The 19,042-nt window shown below is 42.6% G+C and carries 19 protein-coding genes; 16 read left to right on the forward strand and 3 right to left on the reverse strand.

Translation table 11 applies throughout. The features are described 5' to 3' along the window. Positions 1 to 5 precede the first annotated feature (5 nt). A complete protein-coding gene (locus BLQ59_RS15890) occupies positions 6 to 164 on the reverse strand; it encodes a hypothetical protein (protein WP_176756700.1) in 159 nt (52 codons plus the stop codon). A gap of 230 nt (positions 165 to 394) precedes the next feature. Between BLQ59_RS15890 and BLQ59_RS02610 the strand changes: the two genes are divergently transcribed. From BLQ59_RS02610 to gmd, 16 genes are all read left to right on the forward strand, one after another. Beyond that, complete coding sequence (locus BLQ59_RS02610) at positions 395 to 1,033, forward strand: amino acid ABC transporter permease (RefSeq protein ID WP_074571376.1); 639 nt, start codon at positions 395 to 397, stop codon at positions 1,031 to 1,033. Further along, positions 1,020 to 1,796 carry an amino acid ABC transporter ATP-binding protein gene (locus BLQ59_RS02615; RefSeq protein WP_074571377.1) on the forward strand — a complete coding sequence of 259 codons (777 nt, stop codon included), beginning with the start codon at positions 1,020 to 1,022 and terminating at the stop codon, positions 1,794 to 1,796. Before BLQ59_RS02610 ends, BLQ59_RS02615 begins: the two co-directional genes overlap by 14 nt. Before the next feature lie 153 nt (positions 1,797 to 1,949). Further along, the gene (hisF, locus tag BLQ59_RS02620; RefSeq protein WP_074571378.1) at positions 1,950 to 2,720 is read left to right on the forward strand and encodes an imidazole glycerol phosphate synthase subunit HisF; all 771 of its coding nucleotides are present in this window, start codon (positions 1,950 to 1,952) and stop codon (positions 2,718 to 2,720) included. Further along, entirely contained in the window at positions 2,720 to 3,427 is a 708-nt protein-coding gene (gene hisIE, locus BLQ59_RS02625; protein ID WP_074571379.1) for a bifunctional phosphoribosyl-AMP cyclohydrolase/phosphoribosyl-ATP diphosphatase HisIE, read from the forward strand. The genes hisF and hisIE overlap by 1 nt, the downstream gene beginning before the upstream one ends. A 256-nt stretch (positions 3,428 to 3,683) precedes the next feature. Further along, entirely contained in the window at positions 3,684 to 5,282 is a 1,599-nt protein-coding gene (locus tag BLQ59_RS02630) for a ribonuclease J (RefSeq protein WP_256324589.1), read from the forward strand. A gap of 162 nt (positions 5,283 to 5,444) precedes the next feature. Next, positions 5,445 to 6,869: an undecaprenyl-phosphate galactose phosphotransferase WbaP gene (gene wbaP / locus BLQ59_RS02635; RefSeq protein ID WP_074571381.1), complete on the forward strand. Its 1,425-nt coding sequence runs from the start codon at positions 5,445 to 5,447 to the stop codon at positions 6,867 to 6,869. 86 nt (positions 6,870 to 6,955) lie between these two features. Continuing rightward, positions 6,956 to 8,308, forward strand: a complete 1,353-nt coding sequence (locus BLQ59_RS02640; protein ID WP_074571382.1) for a GumC family protein — start codon at positions 6,956 to 6,958, stop codon at positions 8,306 to 8,308. Positions 8,309 to 8,522: 214 nt separating this feature from the next. Next, the gene (locus BLQ59_RS02645; protein ID WP_143005260.1) at positions 8,523 to 9,437 is read left to right on the forward strand and encodes a hypothetical protein; all 915 of its coding nucleotides are present in this window, start codon (positions 8,523 to 8,525) and stop codon (positions 9,435 to 9,437) included. Beyond that, on the forward strand, positions 9,374 to 10,570 hold the full coding sequence (locus tag BLQ59_RS02650) for a glycosyltransferase family 1 protein (protein WP_256324586.1): 1,197 nt from the start codon (positions 9,374 to 9,376) through the stop codon (positions 10,568 to 10,570). The genes BLQ59_RS02645 and BLQ59_RS02650 overlap by 64 nt, the downstream gene beginning before the upstream one ends. 2 nt (positions 10,571 to 10,572) lie before the next feature. Then, a complete protein-coding gene (locus tag BLQ59_RS02655; protein ID WP_081342419.1) occupies positions 10,573 to 11,742 on the forward strand; it encodes a polysaccharide pyruvyl transferase family protein in 1,170 nt (389 codons plus the stop codon). 1 nt (position 11,743) lies between these two features. Further along, a complete protein-coding gene (locus BLQ59_RS02660) occupies positions 11,744 to 12,949 on the forward strand; it encodes a Coenzyme F420 hydrogenase/dehydrogenase, beta subunit C-terminal domain (protein WP_074571385.1) in 1,206 nt (401 codons plus the stop codon). A 126-nt stretch (positions 12,950 to 13,075) separates the two neighbouring features. After that, positions 13,076 to 14,185 (forward strand): glycosyltransferase family 4 protein, encoded by a 1,110-nt coding sequence (locus tag BLQ59_RS02665; protein WP_074571386.1) that lies wholly within the window; start codon positions 13,076 to 13,078, stop codon positions 14,183 to 14,185. Positions 14,186 to 14,234: 49 nt separating this feature from the next. After that, positions 14,235 to 15,092 carry a glycosyltransferase family 2 protein gene (locus BLQ59_RS02670; RefSeq protein WP_074571387.1) on the forward strand — a complete coding sequence of 286 codons (858 nt, stop codon included), beginning with the start codon at positions 14,235 to 14,237 and terminating at the stop codon, positions 15,090 to 15,092. A gap of 22 nt (positions 15,093 to 15,114) precedes the next feature. Continuing rightward, the gene (locus BLQ59_RS02675) at positions 15,115 to 16,104 is read left to right on the forward strand and encodes a hypothetical protein (RefSeq protein ID WP_074571388.1); all 990 of its coding nucleotides are present in this window, start codon (positions 15,115 to 15,117) and stop codon (positions 16,102 to 16,104) included. Next, positions 16,097 to 17,014 (forward strand): S-4TM family putative pore-forming effector, encoded by a 918-nt coding sequence (locus BLQ59_RS02680; protein ID WP_074571389.1) that lies wholly within the window; start codon positions 16,097 to 16,099, stop codon positions 17,012 to 17,014. The genes BLQ59_RS02675 and BLQ59_RS02680 overlap by 8 nt, the downstream gene beginning before the upstream one ends. Positions 17,015 to 17,210: 196 nt before the next feature. Next, on the forward strand, positions 17,211 to 18,242 hold the full coding sequence (gmd, locus tag BLQ59_RS02685) for a GDP-mannose 4,6-dehydratase (RefSeq protein WP_074571390.1): 1,032 nt from the start codon (positions 17,211 to 17,213) through the stop codon (positions 18,240 to 18,242). 52 nt (positions 18,243 to 18,294) lie between these two features. Here gmd and BLQ59_RS02690 read toward each other — a convergent pair whose 3' ends face one another. Beyond that, positions 18,295 to 18,810 (reverse strand): Fic family protein, encoded by a 516-nt coding sequence (locus tag BLQ59_RS02690; protein ID WP_218122859.1) that lies wholly within the window; start codon positions 18,808 to 18,810, stop codon positions 18,295 to 18,297. Between the two features lie 103 nt (positions 18,811 to 18,913). Further along, positions 18,914 to 19,036, reverse strand: coding sequence for a hypothetical protein (locus tag BLQ59_RS16310; protein ID WP_256324587.1), 123 nt, complete (start codon positions 19,034 to 19,036; stop codon positions 18,914 to 18,916). Positions 19,037 to 19,042 lie beyond the last annotated feature (6 nt).

Consider the following 19,042-nt stretch of genomic DNA (forward strand, 5'->3'; position numbering starts at 1 on the left):
TAAGATTAGTTCTTGTCGCAGCTATCAGCTTTAGCCAGTTTGGCGCAAGCGGCAGCAATACGGTCGATGAAATCATATTCCATGGAAGTAGCTTCAAAAGCCTCCTGGAATTCACGGCTGCCCAGTTTCTGATCGAGAATCTTTTCGCAATCACGCATGGTCAATTGTCACCTCCAAATTTTTGTTGGTACCTCTTAGTACCTGCTAACAGAAATCTATTATAGCAGGTTAAATCATTTTTGCAAGTAATTTTTTGAAGTATTTACCATAAAAATTTTTTATAGCGAATAGGGGGAAACTATGTGTTTGCTGACAGGAATACCCTTTACAGTTCAGCCGTTCTTGTGTATAATCTAATATATTAACACTTTACGACACTAAAGGAGAAAGACGCATGGAAAAACTTTGGGACACATTCCTGCTGATGCTGGATGGTTCGGAAATAACATTGGAAATATTCTTCGTCACGCTGATACTGGCTTTGCCTTTGGGGATGCTGGCGGCTTTGGGGCGCTTGTCCACCTTTAAACTGGTGAGCCGGCTGGTGGAATTCTATATCTGGATCATGCGCGGGACACCGCTGATGTTGCAGTTGCTGTTCGTTTACTTTGCCCTGCCGATGGTGGGCATCCGCCTGCCGGATATTGCGGCGGCGCTGCTGGCGTTCACGCTGAACTATGCGGCCTACTTTGCCGAAATTTTCCGCGCGGGCATCCAGGCCGTACCCAAGGGGCAGTATGAGGCAGCCAAGACTTTGGGCATGAGCTATCCTCAGACCATGCGCCGCATCATCCTGCCGCAGGTCATCCGCATTGTCCTGCCACCGGTCAGCAATGAGACCATCAACCTGGTCAAGGATACCTCTTTGGTCTACATCCTGGCCATGAATGACCTGCTGCGCGTGGCCCGTACCATTGTCCAGCGTGAATTCGATATGACGCCGTTCCTGTTTGCGGCCATCTTCTATCTGGCAATGACTTTTGTCCTGACCTGGGGCTTTAAGAAACTGGAGGCATATTATGGCAAATATTGATAAGGGCGAAGTCATGCTGAAAATGACGGATATCCATAAATCTTATAATGACCTGGATGTATTGAAGGGCATCAATCTGGAAGTGCGCCGGGGAGAGGTGCTGGCTATTATCGGTCCGTCCGGTTCCGGCAAGAGCACGCTTTTGCGCTGCATCAACAAACTCGAAACCATCGACAAAGGCAGTATCGCCATCAAGGACCGCTTCCTCGTGCAGACAAAAGCGGATGGAGCACAGTATGCCAGCGGCAAGGAGGAACGGGAGATTCTCGCAAGCACAGGCATGGTATTCCAGCAGTTCAACCTGTTCCCGCATATGACGGTGCTGGAAAACCTGCTGGAAGCTCCCATGCAGGTGAAGGGGCAGAAGCGCAATGAAGTGGAGCCCTATGCCCGCGAACTGCTCGCTAAGGTGGGACTCTCAGACCGGGCGGATTATTATCCCTCCCAACTTTCCGGCGGCCAGCAGCAGCGCGTGGCCATCGCCAGGGCCTTGTGCATGAAGCCGGATATCATGCTCTTTGACGAGCCAACCTCGGCGCTCGATCCCGAACTGACAGGTGAAGTCCTGAAGACGATGCGCGAACTGGCTGCTGAGCATATGACCATGGTGGTTGTGACACATGAGATGGCTTTTGCCCGCGAAGCAGCCAGCCATGTCATCTTCATGGCTGATGGCAATATCGTGGAAGAGGGAGAGCCGGAGTCGTTCTTTGCGGCTCCCAAGGAAGAACGTACCAAGGCATTTTTGCAGAATATGTTGTAGGATGGACATTGACCTATGGAAAATTCCTGCGAAGGGCGTTATAATTAGAATTATCAAAGGATATATTTAAATCCGGTGTAAACTTGTAAACCTTCGCCACATATTGTAAAATAGGTAATGTTGAGTGTAAATACTGTATGAGGATTTTGCTATATGAGTACATCTACCTATACGAAACGCATTATTCCCTGTCTGGATGTCAAAGCCGGCAGGGTGGTGAAGGGCACGAATTTTGTCGGCCTGCGGGATGCCGGTGATCCGGTGGAGCTGGCAGCCCGTTATGACAAGGAACGTGCAGATGAATTGGTATTCCTGGACATTACCGCTTCGAGCGATCAGCGGGATACCATTGTACAGGTTGCCCAGGATTGTGCCAGTCAGGTGTTCATTCCTTTTACCGTAGGCGGCGGCATCCGCACGGTGGAGGATATGCGCCGCATGCTGAAAGCCGGTGCGGACAAAGTATCCGTGAATACGGCGGCAATCAAGAATCCCGAACTCATTCGGGAAGGCGCGGCGAAGTTTGGCCGCCAGTGCGTGGTTCTGGCCGTGGATGCCCGGCGCAGCGGTGAGGACAAATGGGAAGTCTATGTCAATGGCGGCCGCACGCCGACAGGGCTTGATTGTCTGGAATGGATAAAGAAGGCCGTGGATCTGGGAGCAGGCGAGATCTTGCTCACGAGCATGGACGCCGATGGCACAAAGGACGGCTATGATATTGCCCTGACCAGAGCCGTTTCCGAAGCGGTGGATGTCCCGGTCATCGCTTCCGGCGGCGCAGGCAAGTTGGAACATTTCTATGATGTGCTGACTGAAGGCAAGGCAGATGCGGTACTGGCAGCTTCCGTATTCCATTACGGGGAGTTCACGGTACGGCAGGTCAAAGAATATCTGAAATCGCGGGGCGTGGAGGTAAGATTCTGATGAATGAAGTTGACATTTCCATGATTAATTTTGACGAAAAAGGGTTAGTGCCCGCAGTGGTGCAGGAAGAAAACGGCCAGGTCCTGATGCTGGCCTATATGAACGCCGAATCCTTGCAGAAGACCATCGAGACGGGTTACACCTGGTTCTACAGCCGCAGCCGCCAGCGCCTTTGGAACAAGGGCGAAGAATCCGGCAATAAGCAGAAAGTAAGGGAAATCTCCTACGACTGCGATGGCGATACCCTGCTGATCAAGGTTCATCAGACCGGTGTGGCCTGCCATACGGGTACTTATACATGCTTCAGTGGCCGCAAGCTCGTGGAAGAGAAGGAAAAAGGCCTGGTCGTGGTTGAGCCGGAAGAGGAAACTTCACTGGCTACCGTGCTGAACGATCTGTACAATGTCATCCAGAACCGTCAGCTTAACCCCGTGGAAGGTTCCTATACGAACTACCTCTTTGAAAAGGGGCAGGACAAGATCCTCAAGAAGGTCGGCGAAGAAGCCGTAGAAACGGTTATCGCTTCCAAGAACAACAAGAGCGAGGAAGTCCTTTATGAGATGGGGGACCTCTGGTATCACTGCCTGGTGCTGCTGGCGTTCCACAAGCTCACGCCGGACCAGTTGCTGGACGAACTCATGAGCCGCCGCAAAGGTGCCTCCTATCACAAGTTTACCGGCAAGACGGGCGTAAGACCTGATCTATAAGATTTATTTCGGATTAAGAAAGGACATTTTTCTGCTTTATGGCGGGGAAATGTCCTTTTTCCGTTGCAATATGCCTTCCGGAATGATAAAATAGGGGAGAATGAATTGTTCGGACTTTGATTGCGCAGACGCAATGAAATATATGAGTTAAAAATTTGAGTAAGAAGACAATTGAATTATGGAGGTGTAATTTTTGTCAAAAGCACAAAAACTACAGATTATTCCCTTAGGCGGACTGGGGGAAATCGGCAAGAACATGACCGTTGTTCGGGTTGAGGATGAGATTCTCGTAATTGATTCCGGTCTCATGTTCCCCGAAGAAGATATGCTGGGGGTTGACCTGGTTATTCCGGATATCAGCTATCTTTTGGAGAATCGCGATATGATCAAGGCGATTGTCCTGACGCACGGCCACGAGGACCATATCGGGGCGCTCCCGTATGTTCTCAAGCAGCTGAATGTACCGGTATATGGTACCCGCCTGACGCTGGGAATCCTGGAAGGCCGTCTCAAGGAAAACGGGGTGGATTCCAGCAATCTGCATTCGGTGATGCAGGGGGATATCATTAACGTGGGCTGCTTCAGTGTCGGCTTTATCCGCGTGAACCATTCCATTCCCGATGCAGTGGGGCTTTCCATCAAAACTCCGGTGGGCATGATCGTTCATACCGGCGACTTCAAGCTGGATTATACGCCCATCGATGGCAAGATGACGGATTTCCGCCGCTTTTCGGAGCTCGGGAACAAAGGTGTCCTGCTGATGATGGCCGATTCCACCAATGCAGAACGGGCCGGTCATACGCCTAGCGAAAGCACCGTGGGTGCGTCCTTTGACAAGGCATTCCATGGAGCACGCAGCCGCATCATCGTAGCGACGTTCTCGTCCAACGTGCACCGCATCCAGCAGGTGATTGACACGGCTGTGCGCTATAAACGCCGCGTCGCTATCTTGGGCCGCAGCATGGTGAATGTTGTGACCATATCCCTGGAGCTTGGTTATATCACCGCTCCGGAAGGAACTATAATCGATATTGATGAGATCAATAACTATCGTCCAGAACAAATCGTTATTGTCACCACGGGCAGCCAGGGTGAACCCATGTCGGCTCTTACCCGCATGGCTCTGTCCGACCATCGCAAGGTGACCATTGTTCCCGATGATACGGTCATCATCTCGGCAACACCAATCCCGGGCAATGAAAAACTGGTTTCCAAGACCATCGACAATCTGATGCGTCTCGGTGCCAACGTCATCTATGGCCGGGATAAGGAAGTCCATGTATCCGGTCACGCCAGCCGCGAAGAATTAAAACTCATGCACAATCTCGTGCGCCCGAAATTCTTCATCCCCGTGCATGGCGAATACCATCATCTGGTACAGCATGCCAAACTGGCCCAGGAACTCGGTATGGCCAAAGACCATATCTTCCTCGGCGAGAACGGCTATGTATTCGAATTCACCCGGGATAAAGGCCAGGTGGCAGGCAAGGTTCCCGCTGGTATGGTCATGGTTGATGGCTTGGGCGTCGGCGATGTGGGCAACATCGTCCTGCGTGACCGCCGCCAGCTGTCTCAGGATGGTATCCTGATCATCGTCGTAGCCATGGACCGGGCATCCAACACCGTTGTCGGCGGCCCGGATATCGTATCCCGCGGTTTCGTCTACGTGCGTGAGTCTGAAGCCCTGATGGACGAAGCCAAGGCCCGCGTAGAGCAGGCACTGGATCGCTGCCAGGAAGAAGGCGTAAAGGAATGGGCCGCCATCAAGGCCAACGTTCGCGATGCGCTGGGCCGTTATCTCTTCGAGAAAACCCGCCGCAGACCGATGATCCTGCCTATCATTCAGGAAATCTAATTAAATAGCATACAGTTAAAGACTGCGAAAGATCGTAAGATTTTTCGCAGTCTTTTTTTGTGCTTATTTTGCAATAGACATTACATTATTATTGTGCTAAAATAAAAACCGTTGAATTAGTGCAAATAATATTATTAAATACACTAAAATGAAAGGGTTAAAATGACATTGACTGTAGCAAGAAGTAACAATTCCATAAGGCAAAAGGTACGGCGTTACCTGACACCTGTCCTGTTCCTCATGATGGACTACCTGGCAGTCATTTTGACCGGTCAAATGTCAACGTCAATATATGACCTGTCAATTCACAAGGCCTACCTCTACTTTTGGCTGCCATTGACCTTTCTGCTATTCCTCGCCCAATCGCGCGTCTATAATACGATGCAGCCATTTATCTATACAGTGCGGAGCATTTTCTACGGCGTAACCTACGCCATGGTAGCCTGCGTGGTGGCGTTGTACTTCTTTACCAGTTGGCAGGCACCAAGGTCATTTTTTCTGACATTCTGGCTTTTGATGCTGATCATCATCTATATAGAACGACTTCTGGTCAGTGCTTATCTGAAAAAAAGTGGTCACCTTTATTATGAAGTGATTTTTATAGGCGCAGGTAAAACGGCTGAGCGGGCACTGCATTTCTTCCGGGATGATTTAGGCTATCGCTACAATATTGCTGGTTTTATCGATGATCACCCGGTTTCCCAGCGAATCCCGCAGCATTACAAAATATTAGGGAAGATAGACGAAGCAGAGGAAATCATCAAGTCCAGTACGGCAAAAACAGTTATCATTACGGTTCCGGGGATGGAGCGGGAGAAATTGCAACATCTGATAGCGGTGGTACAGCCACATGTCAGGCATCTGTCCTATGTACCGGACCTTATCGGTACGCCAATGGCCGATGTGGAAGCACAGTCGCTGTTCAGTGAAGAAATCCTGATGCTGCATATGAAGAACAATCTGGCTTTGCGGCGCAATCGGATTTATAAACGCCTGTTTGATCTGACACTGACCGTTATTGGCGGGATTCTTATCAGCCCTATTTTGCTGCTTCTGGCGCTGTGTATAAAGATAGATTCTAAAGGCAGCGTATTCTACAATGCAGAACGTATTGGTAAAAGTGGCAGAAACTTTAAGTGTTATAAGTTTCGTACCATGTATACCAACGGTGATGAAATTCTCAAAAAATATCTGGCCAGCAATCCTGCTGCGGCGGCAGAATGGAAAGAATACGCCAAACTGCGGGATTACGATCCCCGGGTTACCAAGGCAGGTACTTGGATGCGCAAGTACAGTCTGGACGAGTTACCGCAAATTCTGAATGTTATAAAAGGCGATATGAGTCTGGTAGGTCCAAGGCCGTACCTGCCGAGAGAAAAAGCAGATATCGGCAAGGACATCAACACCATCACCCTGAGTCTTCCCGGCATCACCGGCTACTGGCAGGTCAGCGGCAGAAACGACGTCAGCTTTCAGGAAAGAGTCACCATGGATACCTGGTATGTCAGAAACTGGTCCGTATGGCTCGACATTATGTACCTGGCCAAAACCTTCACCGCCGTTCTCTTCGGCAAGGGAGCTTATTAAGGCCTTCTCCTTGAGGAGAAGGTGGGCGCGAAGCGCTCGAATGAGGTGTTTAATCCTCAAAAATAACTTTTAAGGAGCAAATCTCAATGGAACATAAACCACAACATTTAGAAGAAGACACCATCGACCTCGGCAAATTAGCCAACATCGCCATCGACCATAAAAAACAGGTAGGCGGCATCATCATTGGTTGCACTCTGTTGGCCGCTGGCATCAGTTTCATCCTGCCGAAGCAGTACGAATCCACCACATTGGTACAGACCAGGGATGCTGGTCAGGATATCAGTGGTGCCGCAGCTATGGCGGCGATGATGGGAGTGAATACAGGTACTGGCAGTTCCACCACCAATTATATGGAACTGATGAAATCCCGCCGCGTATTGGAACCCATCATTGACGATATGGAATGGGAAGATGAGAAGAAAAAGCCTGAGGCCGAGGATTTTGCTAAGAAATATCTGGACATCAAGAATACAAAGCAGACGGATCTTATAACCGTTACTGCCAAGGGCAGAACGCCGGAAGAGGCCCAGAAAATATCGCAGGGCGTGGTAGACAACTTCCTGCTCCTGCAGACGGATATGAACCAGCAAACCCAGAGCCTGCTGGTGAAATTCCTCGAAAAACGTATTGATGAAGCAAAAAAAGATGCGGAAGAAGCCAGAACTAAATTTGCTGAATACCAGCAGGAACATAAAATCTACAGTCCGGATGAACAGGCCAAAGCTGCTGTGTCGAAAATGAGCGCCTTTGATGAAGCCATCAGCAACATGCAGGTACAGGAAAAGGCCAATCAGGCAAAACTGGATGCTGTGGGTGCAAAACTAGGCGATATCAGCTCTAGCAGTCAGAATTATAACATCAATGATAATGAAATTGTTATGGATTTGCGAAAGCAGATTGTAGCAGCTCAGGTTGATCTTGTGGGGTTGAGGGAACGCTACACAGAAGAAAATCCTAGTATTATTTCTGCAAAAGAAAGAATCGATGCCCTGCAAAAGAAACTGGCTAGTGAAGTAAATACCATCGTAGCTTCCAAATACACCACAATGAATTCCACCCAAGCAGGCCTTATCGGTGAGCAGGCGAATGCCGAAGTCAGCGTAGCCGTGGCCAAGGCCAGTGAAGCGGCCATAAGACAGCGCCGGGAAGAGGAAGAAAAGAAACTGGACGGCTTCCCGAAAGCCGTGTTGGAATATTTGAACCTTCAGCGTGATACCGGCATTAAGGAACAGATCTATACCAACCTTATCAAGCAGGCAGAGGATAAAAAGCTGAAAGAAGCTTTGGACAGTATGGATGTCCAGATTGTCGATGAAGCCGATTTACCGAAAAGCCCGGCTTTCCCCAATAAAATGCTATTCTCAGTTATAGGCTTTTTATTAGGAGTAATGATGAGTTTTGGTTATTGTTTGAAGCAATATAGACGGGAAGCTTGATGCTATGAATGGAATAAGGTCTATTGGCTTAAAGACATGGATAAATACATTGTTTAATAATCAATTTAAGGTAGTCGCATGGTGGATTTGGCTGATTATCATAAGCAAGTTGGTCCGGTATACGGTATTGTATGAAACTTTGGTTAAGGCAAGTATTGGATGGTCCTATTTATCTGTTCTTAATTCGCATCAGGCATGTTTAGGCGGAATTAGTTTGTCAAGTGACGATGTAATAAATCCCAGTGATAATGCCCTGTTTTTATTGCAAATATTTTCTTATTTTGGAGTCACATCTTACTATGGATATGAAATATTGCTGACGATTATTGGAAATGCTGTTCTGTTTTATATCATAAGAAAATGTAGAAGTAGATATTCGTGGATAGAATCATTGTTCATAGTTATAGGTATTATGACCATCAACGTATTTGCTTTTAATTTATCAAAGGATGTCATTCAGCTTCTTTTATTTGTGGTCTTGTTCATAATGATGAAGGATATCCACAACTCAAGAATAAGAAATGCTTTGAGCTTGGCATTTGTGATAGCAATTGCAGCTTTATTATTTAGACTTTATTACATGTTGCTGGTGTATTTTTTTCTGGCAGCTTACGTGGCTGATAGGATTATGCGTAATGTGTCTAATCGATGGGTACGTATGATTGCTATGTGGATAATGATTACATGTTCGTATTTGGCAATATTATACATTGTTCAGCAGATATTACCCGGCTATCATGATGAGATGTTGCGTGTTCGTAGTCGAGAAAGTGATGCAACTACCGATATAAGATTGTTGTTTAACTCACAGGAATTATGGTTGTGGGGGCTGGATTATATGATTATGATTCTTCGGCTATTGTTTCCTGTTGAATTAATTTTATTTGGGCCTAAGTTTTTGGCATTTCTAGGAGTACAGCTAACATATACAATTGCTTTTTTATATGCTTTTTGGCATAAAATTTCGGTAGAAGGAATTGAAAGAATAGCTGTATTGATATATTTAGCTTTTGTAGGTATGTCGGCAACCTTTGAACCGGATTTTGGTTCATGGATCAGGCATGAATGCATAATATTTCCAGTGCTGTTGATCGCATTGGGACTAAATCGGCAAAAGATGGAGAGATAACTTTGCAAAGAGATTCAATAAGAGTGCTACAAATAATCGGTATAGTCTGCGGTGGCGGTGTTGAAGCTGTTATCATGAATTATTATCGTAACCTAGACAGGAGTAAAATACAGTTTGATTTTGTTGTGGATGGTTATGATAAGACAATTCTTGATGATGAAATATTGTCTCTTGGCGGCAAGGTTTATCATGTGGAGCCCTATCGTAGAAATATTTTCCGTTACATGAAGCAAGTTTATTGGATCGTTAAGAAGGAAAATTATGACATCGTGCATGTTAATATGAATACATTGTCCATTTTTTCTCTCTTTCCAGCATGGCTGGCGGGAGCCAAAATCCGTATTTTACACAATCATTCGACAGCCGTGAAAAACGAAGGTGTTCGTTCTATATTGAAAAAGGTGTTGCGTCCCTTAGCACCGTTATTTGCTAATCGTTATGCGGCTTGTTCTGTATTAGCGGGCAGGTGGATGTATGGCGAAAAACGTGTGAATAGCGGTGGGATAAAGATTATCCGTAATGCCATAGATGTGAACGAATATGCATATTCATCGGATTTGCGCAAGAAATATCGCACGGAACTGGGGATTGCCGATGATATATTGGTTATCGGTCATGTTGGACGTTTTATGTTTCAAAAGAACCATGCATTTTTGCTCAAAATATTTAATGAAGTTTGCAAACGTAGTTCCAAAGCCATGTTGCTGCTGGTTGGTGAAGGGGAACTGCGTATGGAGATGGAGAGGTGTGCGGCGCGTTATGGTATAGCCGATCGTGTTCGTTTCTTAGGATTACGCCGTGATGTACATCAGTTATACAATGCCATGGATGTATTTGTCCTTCCCTCTTGGTATGAAGGTTTGCCGGTGGTATCAGTAGAAGCGCAAGCTAATGGCTTGCGATCCTTGTTTTCAACGAATGTAACGGCAGAAAGTGGTATTACTCGATCAGCCGAATTTTATCCCTTAACAGAGGGAGCCGATAAATGGGCAGAACATATTTTACAAGGCAATAATAGAAGAAACGAAAACGCAAGTGCAGATTTGCGCATGTCTGGATTTGAGATACATAGTCAAGCCGAGGCATTAATAGCTTGGTATGAAAAAGAAATTGCAATTAAAAAGAGGAGTTAGTGGTGAAGAAAAGGGTAAATCTGGCAGCCTGCTATTTTCAAAAAAATTATGGAAGTATGCTGCAGGCGTATGCATTGCAGGAAGCAGTTAGTTCATTGGGATACGAAGCGGAGAACCTGCGGATTGATGGAATTGCCAGGGAGATTCGCAATAAAAAGCTGGGTTACTATGCTCGCCAACTGGCAGACTGGTCCGTGGTGAAAGAAAAGGCAGGCATGGTGCGCAAAGTATGGCAGAAGAAGAGAAATAAGACCTTTGCCTGCAATAGCCAGATTCGCAATAGAAAATTTCAGGAATTTCAACAGTCGTTTTTTAAAGTATCCCCCTATTTTGCTTCTAAAAAAGCCATGGGGGAATATGTAAAAGACTGTCAGGCAGTAATTGTCGGCAGTGACCAGCTTTGGCTTCCTTCGAACATAACAGCGGATTATTACACCTTGAATTTTGTACCCTTGGAAGTCCGAAAAGCTGCCTATGCTACAAGTTTTGGCGTAAGCAACCTGCCTAAACGTATGCATGAGTTTGTCGCGAACTTTCTGAACCGCATAGATTATGTTTCTGTGCGGGAAGAAAAAGGCCGTGAACTGGTAGCCAGCATTGCGCATCGGGAGGTGCCAGTCGTTTGTGATCCAACCATGTTGTTTGCCAAGGAAGAATGGGCAAAACTGATTGCCCCGCAAAAGATTATTCAGGACAAATATATTTTCTGCTACTTCCTGGGAAATAATTTTTGGCAAAGGGAGATTGCATGCAAGCTTAGGGAAAAAACTGGCTATAAAATTGTTTCCTTATTACATATGGATGAATATGTGGCGGCAGATGAATTCTTTCCGGACATTGCCCCCTACGATGTAGGCCCGGCAGAATTTGTGAATCTGATAAGGAATGCGGAATATGTACTGACAGATTCCTTCCATGGTACGGTCTTTTCCGCCCTTCATGGCAAGGATTTCTTCACTTTCCGCAGATTTTCGCAGAAGGCTACTCTTTCTACCAATTCCCGGATGGATTCGCTCTTTTCCTTATTGGGAGTTCCGGAGCGCCTGTTGGATGAACATGTAAACGTGGAAGATATGCTGAAAATGTGCTTGGATGTTGATCGGGTTTTGGCAAGAATAGAAAAACTGCGCAGACCTTCATGGGCATATATTAAGCAGGCGATAGGAGATTGACATGATAAAAATAGAGCGAGAAGAAGACTGCTGCGGATGTTCAGCCTGTATGGCGGCCTGTCCAGTAGATGCGATAAAAATGCTGGCAGATGAAGAAGGCTTCCTGTATCCCAAGGTTGATAAAGATAAATGCGTTAACTGTGGCAAATGTGATCGGATCTGCCGCATAAAGAACCCGGTTGTGGAGGTGTCCAAGGAACAGAAGGCCTATCTTTTCCAGTTGCAGGATAAAAAAATGCGGCTGGATAGTACATCTGGAGGGGCGTTCACCGCTATCGCCAGCGCTGTACTGCGCAATGGCGGTGTGGTTTTCGGCGCTGCATACACGGATGATTTGCGGGTGATACATACCTATGTGGAGAAGGAAGAAGATTTATGGCGTTTTCGGAACAGCAAATACGTGCAGAGTGATGTGCGTAATTCCTTCCGGGAAGTCAAAGCGTTCCTGCAGCAGGGGCGCAAAGTATGCTTCAGTGGCACTCCTTGCCAGGTAGAAGGTTTACATAGTTATTTGGGAAATGTGGATAAAGAAAAAAGTTTAATCTTAGTCGATTTAGTTTGCCACGCCGTACCATCACCGTTATTTTGGGAAAAGTATGTGGCATGGCAACAGGAACGCCTGAGCAGTGAAATAGGAAATATCCGTTTTCGTGACAAACGTCATTATGGATATAAATATCCACAAATGGTTATAGAAGATAAAGCAGGAAATGTTATTTATCATAACGGCGTGGAAAGCGATCCGTATCTAAGAGCGTTCTTCAGTAATCTAAGCGATAGGCCCTCCTGTTACGAATGTAAATTCAAGAAAAGATACCGTGTCAGTGATATGACAATTTGGGATTGTTTTGATGTGGGGTTGAAAGCACCAAACATGGATGATGATCAAGGGACTACCAATATTCTTACACATACATCCAAAGGAGAAAAATTTTTACATGAGATTTTGATGAGCACTGATAGGATTGAGTGTATAGATCCTGATTATTGCGTAAAAGGTATGTGGGAGTTAGTGTATTCCGTTTCGAAGAATAATTGGCGTGATGAATTTTTTAAAGATGTATCTAGTAATGGTATGGAGTATCTTATAGATAAATATTTCCCGGATACATCGGTAATAAAAGCAAAGCGACTATTGCGTAAGACGCTGATATGTATGGGGATATATGGAATGATAAAAAAATGCATAATGATAATACGAAGATGATTATTTACATGGATATAATAAATTAATTTACAAAGATATTTTCAAGATATATTTTGTTTTTTAAAAGCGTATATGAATCAATAAAAAACGCTACTAATTTGATAAAAATGATGAGGAGTTATAGAAATGAAAAAAATCTTAGTAAATTATTTAGGAAGAAAAAGTGGTACAGCAATGTACTCATATGAGATGACAAAAGGCCTGATAGAAAATGGAGCAATTGTATATGCTATAATATCTGAGCAAAATACTATATTAGATGAATGGAAAAAACTTGGGTTGCAAGGTCTTTGTGTATATCCTACATATAATTCTTTATGGTCGTTTATTAAATCAACTATTAGATTTTTAATATTAGGTAGAAAGGAACTAAAAAAAATATGTGAAACATGGGATATTGATGTTGTCTATGTTCCTGCATTTCATCTTTGGAGTGAACTGGTAAACAGGTTGTTTCCTACAGCACATAAGATAATAACAAATCATGATGTATTGCCACATAGCGGAAATATATTTAAAAATAAAATAATATGGTATTATAATTTTATTTCATTAAAAAAAGCAGATGATATAGTTATATTGTCTAAACAATTTAGTGACGTGATAAAAAAAAGAACTGGATTAGATAACAACCATATCCATGTAATACCTCACGGATGTTTTAGTTTATATGAAAGAATTTACAATTTGAAACGATATGATTATGGAAATCATAAGGTAAATTTTCTTTTTTTTGGTAGAATTGAGCCATATAAAGGACTTAATGTATTAGGCGAAGCTTATAAAAGAATACTTTGTGATGGATATGACGTATCATTAACTATTGTAGGTAATGGAGATTTTTCACTCTATAGTCATACTTTCAAAGATTTAAAAAATGTTAATATCATTAATCGTTGGATAAAAGATGAAGAGGTATTGAGCTTCTTTCAAGAAGATAATATAGTCACAGTTTTGCCTTATTTGGATGGAACTCAATCTGGTGTGATTAATATAGCAATGAAACATAGTTCATTAGTCGTTGCATCGAATGTAGGTGGAATAAAAGAACAAATTAAAAACATGGAAACAGGGATACTGGTAGAAAGTAATGATGTTGATTCATTGTATAATGCGATGAAATTTACGTTGAATGATAATTGTGAAATTGGTAGGATGAAGCAAAACGCTCTTCGTGAGATGAGAGAATTATCGTGGGATAAATTATCAAAGAAAATATTAGACATTATTCCATAAAATGGTTACGGTAGCTTCTTTTAACTAGGAATATTCATAAGGATGTGGAATGGAAGTGTCAAACGAATATAAATACAAAATAACCATTATAACTGCTACGTATAACAGTGCGATTACGTTAGAACAAACAGTAGCAAGTGTGGCACAACAAGATTATCCTAATATAGAATACATCATAGTGGATGGAAAATCAATCGATGGGACACTTGATATAATTAGAAAATATGAGGATAAAATTAATTTAAAGTGGATAAGTGAGCCAGATAAAGGTATATATGACGCCTTTAATAAGGGGGTAGATATGGCCACTGGAGATTATATTTATTTTCTTGGCTCGGATGATGCTTTGTGTAATGCGCATATTATTTCGGATATTGTAGCGCATATAGAAGCTGATACGGATGTCCTATCAGCAGCGATTATTGTTGTAGACGAAAAAAGTAAAAAGTGTTATCCAACATACAATCATCATGCATTAAACAAAGAAAAATATATTGGTGGTCCGATTCCACACCAAGGGATGTTCGTAAGAACCTCAGTGGTGAAAAAATATAAATTTGATTCAAGTTATACAATAGCAGCAGATTATAAGTTCTTTTTGCAATGCTATTACAATGATGTTGTTAAATTCAAATTCATTGATGAGCCTGTGGCTTTCTTCGCGAATAATGGCACAAGTTCTAATTTAGAAGAATGTTTTAAAGAAAATAATCGCATATACAATGAATTGCAAGTACCATTTCAAAATTCTATAGTTTTCAATTTAAAGAAATATATGAAAATAGTATTATTGAATATACATTTATTGCCTTGGTTTACAAGATTAAAAAGACAGAGAAAAATCAAATCGTTAAAGACTAAGCATACATGTGATAATAAAATATGTCGTTGGTGTGGACGTTTGTAATTATTAAAATGGAGTATATTTAATGGATACTGCTAATAAATTGCTAACCCAACTTATGGTTAATAAAGTTAATCTTGATAAAGATATTGTTTCTCAAGCTCGTAAAAGCAGAGATAATTTGTTAGAAAATATAAAATCATTTTCAAGTGAAGAAGATTTTTTTGAGCTTTGCGATGATTTTAATATTCAATTTGGTTCATTTGCTCGTAAAACAAAGTGCCAGCCATTAGATGATATTGATTTGATGATCGGTTTATCTGCAAGAGGCGCAACATATTCGGGAAACTCATGGGATGAAATAAAAATTAGTATTCGTAATCCTGATTTTGGGCAAAAGATGTGTATGAATGATGATGGTACATTAAATAGTAGAAAGGTACTTAATCAGTTCAAGAGAAAATTACAACATGTCCGAGAATATGCAAGGTCTGAATTGAATAAAAGACAAGAGGCCGTCGTATTAAATTTGATATCTAAAGATTGGTCTTATGATTTGGTTCCATGCTTTCATACTACGAAGGAATATGATGGACGGGAATACTTCTTAATTCCCAATGGGAACGGTAACTGGAAGAAAACAGCACCTGATAGAGATAGAGCGTATGTCACGCGTGTTAATCAGGAAAAAGATGGGATGCTGCTGGAATTAGTACGGCTATGTAAATATTGGAAAAGCAGAAAATTAAAAAATATTTTACCATCATACCTGCTTGAAACAATTCTAGTGGTTCATTCAAAAGAAGTTCAATATTTGAAAGGTAATTTATTAGAGAGATTTGCCGATGCCCTATGTGCTATAACAGATAAAATATGCTATAGCGTTCCAGATATGAAGAATATACAGGATGATATCAATGATTTAGATGTAAGTGATAGGCATGCAATTTATAATAAAGCATGTGATGATTATAATAAAGTCTTAGACGTCATTAATTATGAAAGAATAGGATCATATACAAGGGCAATAAATATACTAACAGATGTTTTGGGAGATGAACTGTTAGATGAATGAAAAGTCCATATTTCATATACAGAATGATGAGTTTATATTAAGATGCTTGCGGACACAAAGCCAGATGTATTCTAAGGCTAAGAAATATAATATATATGAAGCAGTTTTAACCTTTATACTGCCCGTTTGTGCTGTATTCATAAATTTAATAAATATTCTAAGAGAATATAGTGACTATATTAATTGTATGGCGTTTTTATTTATTGTAATTACTTACTTTATAGCGAATAAATCAATACAAATGAAGACACAAGCTGCAATGATTCAACAATATATAGATTCATCGTTATACAACAGGGTATTAATGGATGATAAAAATGTTTTTAAGATTAGTGACCTAAATAAAAACAATATTGCGTTATTGATTGCTAAATATGGTAACGATGATACGGATGATTTTAGAAATTGGTATGCAGATTACTCGATGTTTCCAGCGGAAATGCAGATTTTTTACTGTCAAAAAGATAATATATATTGGGACGGTTGGTTAAGGAAAAAATTATACGTGGCAATCGCTATAGGCATGTTTCTAGCGTTGGCGTTGTTGTTACTAATTAGTTGCTATTATTCGATGTACCTAATTAATCTTTTGAATATATGTAGTGCAATTGCTGTTTTTAGATTCATATGGCCAGTATTTATGAAATTGCATAAAGATGTGAGTCGAATGGATGAGATAGGCGATTATATAAAACATATAGAAATGCAATTACAAAATAACAATGTTAATGATTTGTTAGTGGAATTGACAATGTTACAGGTAAAAATTATGGAGCATCGTAAAAATGCTGTATTAGTTCCAGATTTTATTCATAAAATATTTAAGAGTAAAATTCAAGAAGATATAGAAAGAAGAATTAAATTTAATAAACTGATGAGTGATTTTGAAAATAATCAAATATCGAAATAAGTTTTCTTGATATGTTATTGAGAAGAATAAGAGGCGTGTTTGTTTTAATAAAGCGTGGTTCAGGCATTTTTTCGGAGATCAGTTGCTTAGTCAGTTTTTCTACATTATTTGAGTTCATAATATCCCCCTTGTTCAGCGTATACATATATCTATATTTTAACATATTTCGCGTAAAAATGGAAAAGGAGCGTTTAGTTTGAAAAAAGCTTTAATCACAGGCATTACCGGGCAGGATGGTTCCTATTTGACGGAACTGCTCCTCTCTAAAGGTTATGAGGTGCATGGTATTGTGCGGCGGCATAGTACGTCATGCACAGAGAGGATTGATCATTTGCTGGGGGATGAGGCCAATAAGGATTGCTTGTTCCTGCATTATGGGGACTTGACGGATTCATCGAATTTCCATCGTTTGATTATGGAGATTAAGCCGGATGAGGTTTACAATCTGGCGGCGCAGTCGCATGTGGCGGTGTCTTTTGAGGTGCCGGAGTATACGGCAGATGCTACAGGTGTGGGGACGGTGAAGCTTTTGGAAGCTATCCGCCAGTCCGGTTTGCCAATCAAGTTTTATCAGGCGTCTACGTCGGAATTGTTTGGCGGCATTCCGGAGACCGCACCGCAGAGTGAGAAGACACCGTTCTATCCGAAATCTCCCTATGGTGCGGCGAAACTCTATAGCTTCTGGATTACAAAGAACTATCGTGAATCCTATGATATGTTCGCCTGTAATGGTATTCTCTTCAACCACGAATCCCCGCGCCGCGGTGAGACTTTCGTCACGCGCAAGATTACGCTGGCCGTGGGCCGGATCATGGCCGGCAAGCAGGAAAAACTCAGTCTGGGCAACCTTGATGCCAAACGTGACTGGGGATTTGCCGGTGATTATGTGGAAGGCATGTGGCGTATGCTTCAGCAGGATAAGGCCGATGATTATGTACTGGCCACCAACGAGACGCATACCGTCCGTGAATTTGTGCAGCTGGCGTTCAAGGAAGTTGGCGTGGATATCGAGTGGCAGGGTATTGGCGTTGAAGAAAAAGGTTACTGCAAGAAAACCGGCAAGCTTTTGGTGGATGTAGATCCGCAGTTCTTCCGTCCAGCAGAAGTGGAACTCCTCTGGGGCGATAGCACGAAAGCAGAACAAGAACTGGGCTGGAAGCGCAAGGTTTCCTTCCCGGAGCTGGTGAGCATGATGGTCAAGACAGATTGTGAGAAGGCAAAAAAATGACAAGTCAGATTGCGGTCATTTGACTAGCTGACTTGTCAGACGGATAGTGTATTCAACGGAAATCTTTTACAAAATGCTTGCAGTATGCCGTGTACTTATCCTGTGCGGACAAGCATGTATCTGTCAGGTAGCCGGATTCGCGGTAAATTTCTCGTAAGCCGCGAGAGTAGAACTGCTTGTGATCGTTGTCAATAATGAAGGGGATTATGCCATGGTTCAGGCATTCCTTGAAGAGCAGCAGTCTTCCTACCCGGCCATTGCCATCCTGAAAGGGATGGATAGCTTCAAAGTCAACGTGGAATTTAAGCAGGGTGTGGAAATCATACTTTGAGAGCATCAGGTAATCATCAATGAGTTTTTCCATATCACTGGTTACTTTATCTGGTGGGGAGTTTTCCTTGTCACCAATTGTATTGGCCAGGGCCTTATACTCTCCGACGTTGAACCAATCTAAATCGGCATCGGTGGTATTTGTTTTGAGAATCTTGTGCAGATGTTTGATGATTTTTTCATTCAGAGATTGGGCGTAGTTTTGCAGGATAAAGTCAAACGCCCGGAAGTGATTCATGGTTTCAGTAATATCATTGCTATCAATGACTTCATTGCCGTTACTAAGAATTGTGTGGGTGTTAAAGAGATTGACAGTATGCTTGTGACTTAGCTTGCTGCCCTCAATGCGGTTGCTGTTGTAAGCCAGATTTGTCTGGGTGAAATGATAAATGCCATTTTTGTATTTGGCGTTTTTTTTCAGAGATTAGTTGCTTAATAAGCTTTTCTACATTATCTGAGTTCATAGTATC

The sequence above is a fragment of the Pseudoselenomonas ruminantium genome, from assembly GCF_900104055.1.
Classification (GTDB): domain Bacteria; phylum Bacillota; class Negativicutes; order Selenomonadales; family Selenomonadaceae; genus Selenomonas_A; species Selenomonas_A ruminantium_C.